Here is a 12,030-nt window from a genome sequence, read left to right on the forward strand (position 1 = left end):
ATATAAGATGATTATTGTAAAAAAAGTGAATTGGATAGATATAGATTCAGGAGAGGCAGATATTTTACTTTCAGATGGTACGTATTCTATTGAATGTTTTTGTAGTGATTGTAATTTTTCAGAAGGTGATACGTTTTCAGATATTCTTTATGGATTTAATGTTAGAAATATCGTGAAAAGCTTCAATGAGGAATACGTAATAGATGAAAAAAACGGTAGCTACTCTATTCAAGGTAAACTTGTAGATAAGGACAGTGAGATTTTACAAATAGGAGAGTTTAAAATAGATATATCTGATGGCGACATACCTAAGGACATTGACAAAAATGATTATTTAGAAGTTGATATTTCAAGAATTGATATTTATTAAAATAGTAGTTTCTTCACTTTCCTAAAGTATTATCCAATGAATTTCTTTATTTTTCCAGAATATGAAATAAATGATCAGCGTGAAATTCCGTTTGTGGAATATTCATACAAAGATGAACTAATTACAAGAATAAATGAATATGCACGAGAAAAAAATTTAATTGTAGTGGATATTCAAGACGTGAATGCAATAATGAGGTCTAGAGGAATTTTCTCTAGGCTTTTTTGTTGAAAATGAATTGTGCTAAAACACAAGAAACAAGTAGTTAGATAGCCAACTACTTGTTTAAATCTATCGTTCATTAGTATCAGTTCGGCTAATACTGATGAACTTTAAAATCCTATTTTGCTGCTAGGATTTTAAATTAAAATATTTTTCAGTTTCTTTTTGGTTTTAAGTTTTTGTGTTTCTTGAGCTAATGTTTTTAGTATTCGCTCATGCTCATATAAGAGGTTATCGGGAATAGAATGATTTTGGGTGTTGTTTTTTTGTGAACGGAATGTTTCGTGCCAGTTCTTTAATTGTTGGATTGAATGATTTAGTTTGTGTAGATCTTGATAAGTGATTATTTTTACTGGGTGAGCCATGTTGAACCTCCTAATGATTTCTATTTTTTTCATTCATTGTTTTTGCTCTTAAACCTATTTTAGAGTTTATTGCTCTAAAAGTCAATAGAGTTTATAACTCTATCGTAAAATAAATAAAAAGGAGACAAGTCATGCAATATATAAAACGGATAAGAGAATTACGTGAAGATAATGATTATACACAGAGAGAAGTTGCAGCGTTGTTGAGTGTTGGACAAAGAACTTATGCTGATTATGAATATGGAAAAACGAGAATACCTCTAGATTCCATGATTGTATTAGCTAAATTTTATAACGTTGATATGAATTATATATGTGGAATTAGTAATGTGAAGAACTCATTTCCTAAAAAATAGTTAGTTTAATGCTAAATGATAGATAGCTAATTTAAGAGTTTATAGCTCTAAACAGTGGTTGAGTTTATAACTCTAGGATAGAATAATCAAAAAGAGGGATGGCTATGGATTATATTAAGCGAATAAGGGAATTACGTGAGGATAACGATTATACACAGAGAGAAGTTGCAGCGTTGTTAAACGTGGGTCAGAGAACTTATGCTGATTACGAATATGGTAAGACGAGAATCCCTTTAGAATCTATGATTAAACTTGCAAAATTTTATAATGTTGATATGAATTATATTTGTGGGGTTAGTGATGTGAAAGTGCATTTTCCGAATAAGAAGGGGAAATGAAAATATGTAGTTAAAGGTTGTTAGATTGGTCCGTATGTTGAATGAGCCCATCTTTGAATTATAAAGTCTTTCTAGAATAAATTTATTGTACTTTTCTTTAAAAGAATCAGTACCAAAAAGAAGAAAAACAGTATAAATAAAAAACAGAGGTATCCCAACACGGAATACTTCTGTTTTTAGTTTGAGTCTAAATAAACCAAGTACACATAATTTTTGTGAGGAAACAATTTGTGCAGTTGGTCGTAAAAAGTGGGTTTAGCAAACTGAAGTGAGTTAGCTTGCTAAACTAAAATTTATTTGAATAAATCCTTTCTCAAAGTAGCCACCAAAAGATTGAATGATTTCTCATTTTTTTGTTCTATAAAATTAATGGTTTCTTTGACTACATTAGAGTTCTTAGTAATAAGTTGTAACTTTGGAATAGATATTTTTAAATCATTTAAGGCATTTTCTACACGTTGTTGTTCAGATAGTTCTTGAATATCGTATCTTGCTACGCCTAAAAAAAATTTAGCTTCTTTAGGGGAGAGAACAATTTGAGAAAAAATCGTTATTGATTCATATACTCTCTTTTTTCTTTAAATATATATTTTTTTCTATCTTTAAAAGGTTCTAAAAATAGAGTTGATAAGATAATAGTGACTAAAGAAGAACTCAAAATGTTAATTAATATAGTAAGTATACTAGTATTTTCGATAACGATTGTCTCCTTTCAATTTTATAAAATGATAATAAATGGCAGTAAGATAGTTAGTAAAACTCATAATTACATTATATCAAAATAATATGAAAATAGATAAGTTGTATAAATTTGCCTAGCGTTTAAATTGTCAATAAAACTTCGAATAATTTTAGTCATTATGATATAATAATATTTCTAAGCGTTTGTTTTAATAAGGAGTTAGATTGATGGAAGAAACTACGAATAAAGAAAAAAATTCAACAAAGAAAACTGTGAATATTAAATTGAGATTTTCAAAGAAAGAAAAAATAGTTAATCAAAAATGGTACAAAATAATACGGGTTAAAAATGCTTTGAAAAATTTTTTCAAATCGATTTTTTCACGCCTGCTTACAATTATTATAACTCTAATAGTAGCAGTACCAATGACTTATAATATTCAAGAGCTTATGAAAACAGAAAAAGAAAAGATTGATTATAAAGTAGATTTCGATGCAAAGTATATTACGAGTAATCAAATACAATTTGAAAAAGGATATGAGGGAGAATATCAGTATTCATTTGGTTTAACTTTAACTTTGAATATTAATTCTGGAACTCTACAGCATCTGTATTTAATTTATACAAATCATGATAATGAACCGATAACTAGTACAGATTTTCATAAGTTGAATTTTAATCTTCAATCAAATTTAAATCTGTACAATCTACTTTCAATAGCCGTTTCTGGTGTCAATAATAGGAGACTTTCTAATGCTGAAATAATTACAGAACTTAATTATAGCTCACAAGATAATGAGAAAATAAAAGATATCTACTTGCTTACCATTGATAAACAAAGTAATCCTAGCATTGTTTTACTAACTGTGCAAGGAACTCCTATTTCTCGACAGGAATCAGGAAGTGAACATTCTATCGTGGGAAGTATTAATCCAAAGCCATTTTATTCTCCGGTAGTTTTTGAACAAATAAATTCTTTTGATTTTCTAGATAAAGAAGTTCCACAAAATATTACAGAATCTTTTGTTAAGAACAAAGGACAAATTCTTTCCATTTATTCTGATTTTACATCTTTTAAGTAGTTTGATTTCAGCTACTTAATAACTTTGGAAAGGACAATTCAATAATTGTAAGATAATCTGTTATCATAGACCAAGAAAATGGTTTGGATGGAACCACTATAAATTAAGGAAGCCCAAACTTTGTAGTCTTCTTCCTACTCTATTATATTTTCTAGGTTAAAAGGTAATCGAATATCGATTTTTAGCAGTTTGTAAAGGTTATGGGCACAGAATTCTTATATAATTGAAAGATTTCTGGTAACAATCATACGTTCATTGAATCAATATAGTTATTCACACTTAGGCTAGATGAGAAAGTAAAAGAGTAACATAAATTGGACGAAATTCGAATATATTGGATAAAATATTATAGCAAAATTTTAATCATATTATAATTATGAGAAGCACATGGACGTTTGAATTGTGTAATAGAGGAGGGAATACAGTGAACAGCTCATTTATTAGTAAAAGTTTATTAAGACAAGTCAATGACTTATATATTGAAGAAGGTTTTGAGTCTAATTTGTTAAAACCAATACCGTCTAGAATATTTAAGTTTACATCTGTTAACGAGTTTGTAGTGAAAAACATAGAGAATGATGAAATATCCTTTTCAAAAGTTAAAACATTTAATGATTATGATGACTCCATCTCTATTTCAAAAAAAATTGTATTTGAAATGCTAAAACAACATAATTTGAAATTAGAAAGTGATTTTAAAAAAATCTTTCCAAATTCAGATGAGATAACATTATCAAATGATGCTGCTATGAAACAAATTGCCAACACTGAATTTAAGAATCTTCAAAGTTATGGCAACAATTTAATGGTTTGTTGTTTATCTGAAGGGAATAACCAGTCATACATGTGGGGTCATTATGGTGATTCAAATAGAGGAATTGCCATAGAGTATGAGACGGATAGTTTTCTAGAAGATACTCTAATTGGTGTTACTTATTCACCAAATTATTATTCTAATAAAACTAACTCAATAAATTTTTTTGATGATGATGAAAGTATTGAGAATATTATATATTTGAATATTTTCTTGAAATCTAATCAATGGTCTTTTGAGGAAGAACATAGAATTGTTCTTAGTTTACCATTTCTTAACGAGAATTATTTATCTGTGAAGTTTAGAAAGCCTAAAAGTATTATTTTAGGTAAGAGGTTTTTTGAAGATTTTATCAATGAAAAGGATAATAAAATAAATCAACTGAAGAGAACCTTACTAGATACATTGTGTAATAAGGATATCAAAATTCAATATGTAGATTCAAATGAACAAGGTTATGTTATAAAGAATAATATCGTAAACTCCGAAATTCAAGAGTTATCAAAATATTTTGAAAAATTTGAAGAAAATAAAATATCTTCTTTTCAACTCGAAGAAATTATTGAAAGAGTTTTTCATACATCGTTTGAATATATTTAAAAATAATTAATTGGACTAGAAGATTATTCCGAAGAACTAATTTTTTAGCTAAAAGTCTAATAAGTATGTTTCTGTTAAAAAAGATTACATGGTAAGTTAGCGAAAGTAAAGGAAATACAGCCAAAAGGTTTAAGATATAGTCATACAAGTTTGCTTATTAATGAGTTAAATGCCAATTCTTTAGCAGTGCAGAAACGTTTAGGGCATTCAGATATTCAAATTACATTAGTACCTATTCTCATTTATATCCAACAATTGATAGGAAGGTTGCTGAAATTTTGAGTGGTAAAATTAATATTAAAACCTCTAAAGAATCTTTAATTAATTGGAATGGAAATCAACATTGTAAAAATAATGATGATTCAGAATTTAATAGTGCTATAATTATTGTGAATTGTAAAAAAAGGTGGGTTTTTATGGAAAATGAAAAGGTATCTTACAATGAAAGACACAGAAAAAATGCATTGAGAGGATTTGCGTTTGAAGATTTTGTATTAAAGTTATTAGAGTATTATCAAATTGAAGATATTAAACGTAATTATATTTTTAGTGAGTTTAAAGAGATGAGAATACCTCCAGAGGCAGATTTTTATTTAAATAATAAGATAATAGTAGAAATTAAATGTTTCAGTACAAAAGAAATATCTTTTAGTCAATTGCTTAACTCAGCAAAGAGATTTCAAAGAGAGTTTTCCGAAAAGATGTCGGAAGATAAAACTTTCTTAATAATAGTCGGAAACGTAGTTGATTTTGATAGAATTGAAAGTTTCATAGAAAGAAGACCTGAATTGGAGTTTATAGAAATAATTGATGTCAGAAATTTGTTTTATTTAACTAGAAATAATGATTTATTAACTGATGAATTAACTTCATTATTGAGTTTTTCAACGGAAGACGAAGAGTTTTTATTTCCTAATTTTAATGATAGTATCCTACAAGAAATGTTTAAAGATGAGAAGGCATTACCTTTGAAATCTGAATCGAATCATGACTACATTCAAGAATTAGAATCTTGGGAGCCTAAAGGGAGATCTAATTGTTTAGAATTTGAAAAATTATGTGTTAAAGTTTTAAAAAAATTATTAAATGATAATTTAATGTTATGGGATGATCAACGAGGGTCAAGTGGTAATATGTATAAATTTGATTTAATTTGTAAGATTAAGACAGAAAGTTCTCATGATTTTTGGAATATTTTGAAACACCATTTTGAAACAAGGTATATAATTTTTGAATTTAAGAATTATGAAGAAAGGATTACTCAAAAAGAAATATATACTACCGAAAAATATCTCTACGCAAAGGTATTGAGGTCAGTTGCAATAATGATTTCTCCAAAAGGAGAGGATGAAAATGCAGGAAAAGCCATTAGAGGTACACTTAGAGAAAATGGTAAACTAATTTTATCTCTTACTATTGATGATTTGATTAAAATGTTAAAATGGCAAGATAGTGGAAATGAATTTACCCCATCAGATTATTTGAGTGAGCAACTGGATGAATTACTTATTGATTTAGAAAAATAAAGGGTAGTTACCAAAAAGGGTACCAAAATAAAATAAAAAAGCTCTAAGCGTTGTAATAAGCAACGCTTAGGCTTTCTTTTTATCTTATTCCCACTCCACGTAATTTTTAAGTTTTAAACGCTGTTATATCAACGTTTATCACCAGAAAACATCGTTTTGGTAGGGAAATGGTAGGGTTAAAATTTTACTGCCTGATTTCCATTAAAAATTGCAACTTTTGATTCTTTAGCAAAAGTAAATTGAATATTGCCAGTCATTTGTTCGGCGATGCCTTCATCATTTCTACTCCACAGGTGAGCGTAATGCTTGAGTGTGATCTCTGGGCTAGAATGACCTAATCGTCGTGAGACAACTAGAATATCAGCGTTAAATTCATTGATCAAGTAGCTGACATGAGAATGTCTCAATCCTTTGCCTTGAATAGCAGGAACTTTAGCTAGTTTTGCATAGCGTTCAATGACACGTTGTACTGTAGAACGATACAATGGCAAGTCAGTATAGCTTAAAATGAATTGTTCTACACCATGCTTCTTTTGGATTTTTTTCCATTCTGCCAAGATACGAACAGTATCATCATCTAATGAGATAACACGCATACCACTTTCAGTTTTAGTATAAGGCTTTCTGGCGAAGTCATTATGATTCTTCATATCTAATGTATGATGAATACGTAATTTTTGACGTTTTAAGTCAACATCGTTCCAATTTAATGCTAAGCCTTCACTAACACGAATGCCTGTCATATAATATAGCCAAATCATCGTGAAGCACATATGCTCGTAGAAATCCTCTTTGTATATGACAGATAAGACCTTTTCAAATTCTTCTTTTGTCCAATAAGCTACAATTGATTTTCCTTTAGGGATTGCTTTTGTTCGTTTAGAGATATTCTCAGTGAGAAACTCTAATAAAACAGCGTAATCTAATGACTTGCGAAACATGCCATACATGAGCGAGCTATACGCTTGGGAGTAGCCACTTTTGGTTAGTAACCAAATTCGATAGCCTTCACAATCTACTACAGAGATATCTCGTAGCTTTTTGTCATGAAAGTAATCAGTGATTTGCTTTAGTCCACATTCACGAGAGCTCCATGTACTACGCTGAACAGATGATTTATAATGAGGAATATAGGAATGTTCCATAAATTCATCATAGGTCAAGTCATAGTTAGCATAGCCATTTCTTTTCATGTATTCACTTTTGATTCGAGTCACTTCTTTATGCGCTTCTTTAGCGGTTGCAAAACGTTTCCCTAATTGATCCTTCGTCCCTTTTTTCTGAATCCGTTTGCCAGTGGTTTTGTCTAAACCAAGTTCAATTAGATATGAAAAACGACCTTTAGCATCTTGATAGACACAAGGGTACTTTGTTTTTGCCATTCGTTATTCCTCCGATTCGAGAGGAACACCGATAATTTCTTCAACTATTTTTCGTGGGACAATTCCCACTCTTTTGTTATTATAATAGGCTACACCACTGTTTACAAGTTTAAGTTTAGCCTGTCGAATAATCGTAGTAGCTTGATGCTTTTTAAATCCTAATTTTTCGAGGTCTACTTTTGAGACCATGTTGTTTTTATACATAAGATTCCTGCTTTCTTTCATCACTTATATATGCGATAATAGCAGCAGCTATGACTACTGCTATTTGTATATTTTGTTAATGAAGCTTACTGCTCATCCCTAGGAAGATTGAAGTAGTGGGCTTCTTGTGGTCTTAATTTACAAATTAGTTGCAATTTATAATATTGATAAAATAGAATATCTTCTCGGTTTGATGACAATAATTCATCAAATTTTTTCTTTTGTTGCACTAATATTTCGTCAGATATTGTCACATCTTCGTCATTTAACTTAATGTTTAACTGATCCCAATATTGATATAATTCTTTAAAAAATTGAATTTTTCTTGAATTAGGAACTGCTGCGGAAGAACAAACATATGCGTAAATAACATGATATTCAAACTTTGATTGCATCGACATTTGTTCAAAAACTTTTCTAAATTCTTCAATATCGTGGTTGATGATTCGGTTGATTGTATCCATGATTATCACCTCCTCTCACTTCGGCTGTACCATTGTAATCCACAAAAGATGCAAACGGATCATACTCAGGATCGTCGTCGACATTATCCTTTTCTTGCGTAATTATTGGGGCGAAATCTGTCAACTCATTATAAATATCTAACCCATCATCTGCGGGAGATATAGCATCCTCAATTAAAGTATTTCTTTTTTTTGTATCAGGTATTACGATATAATCCCTTAATGTTGGTTCGTATCGAACTAATTCATAACTTTCTTTATCAATTTTGCATGTTACTTTTATTCTTCGATTTAATTGTTCGAAAGAATCTTGTTTTGTGAAGAACATGTCTCCAAAAATTTGCTGATAAAATTGGAGAGGATTATAGATAGATGTAATAATGAAAGTATCTACCATTAATTGTTTATCTTGGTATCTCGATGGAGCCATTTTCTCTAATCCGAACGGGTCGAGCATGCGGAGTAGATCATCGTACTGAATCTTCTTGTTTGGGCGAATATCGTCCCAAATCACGATGTTTTCACCTTCATATCCTTGATAAGCATCGTTCGAGCTTCCCGAGAAAAAATAGGGTTTCTCAAACGATTCAGCAAAATGCTTAGCTAAGCGAGTTTTAGAACTGCCAGCTGGACCGAAAAGCCAAATGACTGTGATTGAATCGCCACTTTCTTTTTTATTAATTCGCCATTTCTCAGCTTCTTGCTCTAAATAGCGTTTATATACATTCTCAATTTGTGGACGTGCTCGTGCGTATTGTGCGCCCGTGAGATTGTCCTCAGCTTCTTTTTTTGTGATGGCGCCAGCACCTAGCAAATCGAGGGTATCTTTGATGACTTGACTATCATGTGAACCGCTTTTAGCTACTACAGTTTTCGTAATAGAGTTTAGCAATTCGATATAATCGAAGTTAGCTTTCACAATTTCTGGTTCGTACTGAAATTTATCTTTAGCATCAGTTGTTTGATGAACGAGATAAGAATATGCGTTATTTACGTCTCCTTTCCACGCTTCAAACATTGAACCATTTGGTTCTTCAAGTAATTTTGCGAGATTGGTCAAACTACGTTGTGACTTAAACTGCATGACGACATGCACGTGTTTTTCAACAAGTTTTGTAGAGTCATCTTCTGACATATCTTTATCGTGGATAATCGCCGCATATTTGATTGGTTCTAACCTCTCTCTAATTGTTTTTAATAGACTATCAAGAGTTTTTTTCTTAACAGTTCGTGGAAAATGTATGAACTGTTGCGTGTACATGACATTGATAGCTTTTTTCGCTTCTTTCTTCTTTGACACTACTGTAAGCACTCCTTTCAATCGCTCCTGTACATTTTCATGTGTGAACCTTGCTACGATTATGTTTTTTATGAGAAACGGTCATAACGATAATTTTCGTAAAAATCATGTGAAGTCTACTGTGGATACGATTCTTGTGTTTTTTTGGCTATTATGTTTGGGCGGTATATCAAGTCCTACCGCCCAATAGAATAACGATTTGTTATAAAAATTGGCTATCACTCTTTTGAATGAAGCTTTTGTGCTCTTCACAACTAAACGTTGCTACGAGCACAAAAGTTTTTCATGAATGAGATAGCTTATTTTCTAAAATTGTCAATAATAGGGCGTTGATAGATATAGGCTCAAAAGATATCAAAATCATAATTTGTGTACGCGTCTTCTGATTTACCGATCTCATACGCCTTTTTCATCAAAGAAGGTCGTGCAATTTGATATGTGTAAATATCCATCACATGAAATTTTTGTGGCTGATTAGTGCAGCCATCTAGAAGATAATAACCTTCTCCTTTTTTTACATTAGATTTTACGTTTTCAAAGCTTTCTCCGAGAACCATCTGACGCGCTTCTTTTGTACTTGAACCTAATAATAATCGAAAAGAACATTGATCACGTATTGCCCCAGTTATCGTCGAATTGCTGTCAGGGCGTTGCATTGCGAATATTACACTAACTAGAGCACTACGTCCTTTTAAAACGAGTTGAGATAATAAAGACATAAATTTATCTTTATCTTTCTTTGATTCAAATGTCTGCATTAAAGCGGCTACTTCATCACAAATAATGACTAATGGACGCATGTTTAAGTCACCAGCTGTAGTACCTGCTTTATCGTATGTTGTCGCATACTCAGTTACTAGAGACTGTCTTGCGTTCATTGTTTGAACAGATCGTTCTAAAAGGTCAAGTGCTTTATCTGCATTTGTAACAATATGGTCTTCTTCTAAAAAACTGCTAAACATGCTGAACTCATTTTTAACATCAACGATGATAATTTCACATGAGTCTAAGAAAAATTGTGCCATCAATGAAAAGATTACAGTTGTTTTGCGAGAAGATGTCTTACCTGTGAGCAGCATGTGACTATGTTGTCGAATATCTATTGTTAAATTATTCATTAATTTATAGACATAATGCTTTGAAGGTTTCAACTCTTTAATGTTTCTAACAGTCCAATTTTTATTTATCAGTACATCTTCAAATAGATATTCTACCCAATTTCCAGATTCTGAAATTAACATATCTGAAACTGCAAACCTCTCGAGTGAGCCTTTTAATGCAGCATTCAAAGCTGGAATAATTTCATCTTCTTTTCCAGCAGTTGCGGGTAGCACTTCGATAAATATTTGATAGTTTTTGCTATCTTTTAGCCAGTTGACTCGTGTGCAAGGTATCTCAAAACCATTTACACCCTGAATTTTATTAGTCATTTTCATACGCTTAAACGCTTCATTAAGCCTGATTTGCACTTCATATTCTTTGAACCAATACATCGGATTTTTATTTTTTTTCAATAGTAGAGTTTTTAAAAATAGGTAAGAATTGTAGCTGAGTAAACTAACTGAACTAATGCTGAAAACTACAAGAGCTACAGTAGAAATTTTCTTTACAGTATCAATTGAATAGAATTGCTCTAGCATTAATACCTTCGAGCGGGTATGAATAAACCAACTAACTGTAGTTAATGTAATTAAAAGTATTTCGTGAAACGAGATTCGGTCAGTAAGTCGTTGTTTTGCATCTCGTTCATTCTTGTTCACTACATAGTGTTTCATCCAGTCACATCCTTCAATTGTAGTTTTTATACTACGTAACGAAAAAGAAAAAAGTTACTTCTCTTTTTCGCTAACAGTATCAATTACAGTGGTTTATTCTTTAAGTTTAGAAAGAACAGTGACTTTTTCAGCAACAATTGAAAGCTGATTCTGAAATTCTGAATAGACTTTAGCAACTACACCTTCAAAAGTGACTTTAGAATTTAGAGGAACATCTACGTTCTCTTTAATTTTGATAGTCAGTTTCTCAAATTTATTGTTGAAAGTTGTACCATCTTTTTTAGAAGCGTAAATTGTGTTGTCTTCTAAAATAACGACCTCAATTTTTGTTCCTAAATTTTTTTTCGTTTCAAAATCGACCCACGGTAAAACGTTTGTTACCAAGTACGTCTTCCCCTCTGAAAATTTTTGCCAGTTCCACATTGAAAATTGTGTTAATCCTTTTAGTGACATGGTTTCTCCTCATTCAAATAAAATTAATTTATTTGTTCTGCTTTTCATAGCTAAGCAGTAGCTAAATTTTTAAGTAATTGCGCAATTAACTTATGAC

General features: G+C 30.9%; 13 protein-coding genes. 6 read left to right on the forward strand and 7 right to left on the reverse strand.

The genetic code is table 11. The annotated features are described in order from the left end of the window. Positions 1-7 precede the first annotated feature (7 nt). Positions 8-370 (forward strand): hypothetical protein, encoded by a 363-nt coding sequence (locus BCR24_RS13915; RefSeq protein WP_069641121.1) that lies wholly within the window; start codon positions 8-10, stop codon positions 368-370. Between the two features lie 359 nt (positions 371-729). On the opposite strand, the gene BCR24_RS13920 is transcribed toward BCR24_RS13915, so the two are convergent. After that, on the reverse strand, positions 730-957 hold the full coding sequence (locus BCR24_RS13920) for a hypothetical protein (protein ID WP_069641122.1): 228 nt from the start codon (positions 955-957) through the stop codon (positions 730-732). 131 nt (positions 958-1,088) lie between these two features. Between BCR24_RS13920 and BCR24_RS13925 the strand changes: the two genes are divergently transcribed. From BCR24_RS13925 to BCR24_RS13945, 5 genes are all read left to right on the forward strand, one after another. Next, the gene (locus tag BCR24_RS13925) at positions 1,089-1,313 is read left to right on the forward strand and encodes a helix-turn-helix domain-containing protein (protein ID WP_010761745.1); all 225 of its coding nucleotides are present in this window, start codon (positions 1,089-1,091) and stop codon (positions 1,311-1,313) included. 104 nt (positions 1,314-1,417) lie between these two features. Further along, a complete protein-coding gene (locus tag BCR24_RS13930; protein WP_069641123.1) occupies positions 1,418-1,651 on the forward strand; it encodes a helix-turn-helix domain-containing protein in 234 nt (77 codons plus the stop codon). 909 nt (positions 1,652-2,560) lie between these two features. Beyond that, the gene (locus BCR24_RS13935) at positions 2,561-3,415 is read left to right on the forward strand and encodes a hypothetical protein (protein ID WP_069641124.1); all 855 of its coding nucleotides are present in this window, start codon (positions 2,561-2,563) and stop codon (positions 3,413-3,415) included. Positions 3,416-3,839: 424 nt separating this feature from the next. After that, the gene (locus BCR24_RS13940) at positions 3,840-4,829 is read left to right on the forward strand and encodes a DUF2971 domain-containing protein (protein WP_069641125.1); all 990 of its coding nucleotides are present in this window, start codon (positions 3,840-3,842) and stop codon (positions 4,827-4,829) included. A 278-nt stretch (positions 4,830-5,107) separates the two neighbouring features. Continuing rightward, on the forward strand, positions 5,108-6,355 hold the full coding sequence (locus BCR24_RS13945) for a hypothetical protein (protein WP_069641126.1): 1,248 nt from the start codon (positions 5,108-5,110) through the stop codon (positions 6,353-6,355). Positions 6,356-6,531: 176 nt separating this feature from the next. Here the strand turns inward: BCR24_RS13945 and BCR24_RS13950 are convergent, their stop codons facing one another. The 6 genes from BCR24_RS13950 to BCR24_RS13975 form a co-directional block, all read right to left on the reverse strand. Further along, the gene (locus BCR24_RS13950) at positions 6,532-7,737 is read right to left on the reverse strand and encodes a tyrosine-type recombinase/integrase (RefSeq protein WP_069641127.1); all 1,206 of its coding nucleotides are present in this window, start codon (positions 7,735-7,737) and stop codon (positions 6,532-6,534) included. 3 nt (positions 7,738-7,740) lie between these two features. Then, on the reverse strand, positions 7,741-7,941 hold the full coding sequence (locus tag BCR24_RS13955) for a DUF3173 family protein (protein WP_239574007.1): 201 nt from the start codon (positions 7,939-7,941) through the stop codon (positions 7,741-7,743). Between the two features lie 86 nt (positions 7,942-8,027). Further along, the gene (locus BCR24_RS13960; RefSeq protein WP_069641128.1) at positions 8,028-8,405 is read right to left on the reverse strand and encodes a hypothetical protein; all 378 of its coding nucleotides are present in this window, start codon (positions 8,403-8,405) and stop codon (positions 8,028-8,030) included. Beyond that, on the reverse strand, positions 8,368-9,717 hold the full coding sequence (locus BCR24_RS13965; protein ID WP_141707064.1) for a Rep family protein: 1,350 nt from the start codon (positions 9,715-9,717) through the stop codon (positions 8,368-8,370). The genes BCR24_RS13960 and BCR24_RS13965 overlap by 38 nt, the downstream gene beginning before the upstream one ends. Positions 9,718-10,049: 332 nt before the next feature. Continuing rightward, a complete protein-coding gene (locus BCR24_RS13970; RefSeq protein ID WP_069641130.1) occupies positions 10,050-11,480 on the reverse strand; it encodes a hypothetical protein in 1,431 nt (476 codons plus the stop codon). A gap of 93 nt (positions 11,481-11,573) precedes the next feature. Then, entirely contained in the window at positions 11,574-11,933 is a 360-nt protein-coding gene (locus BCR24_RS13975; protein ID WP_069641131.1) for a hypothetical protein, read from the reverse strand. Positions 11,934-12,030 lie beyond the last annotated feature (97 nt).

Origin of the sequence: Enterococcus ureilyticus (genome assembly GCF_001730315.1) — a bacterium.
In the GTDB taxonomy this organism is placed as follows: Bacteria; Bacillota; Bacilli; order Lactobacillales; family Enterococcaceae; genus Enterococcus_L; species Enterococcus_L ureilyticus.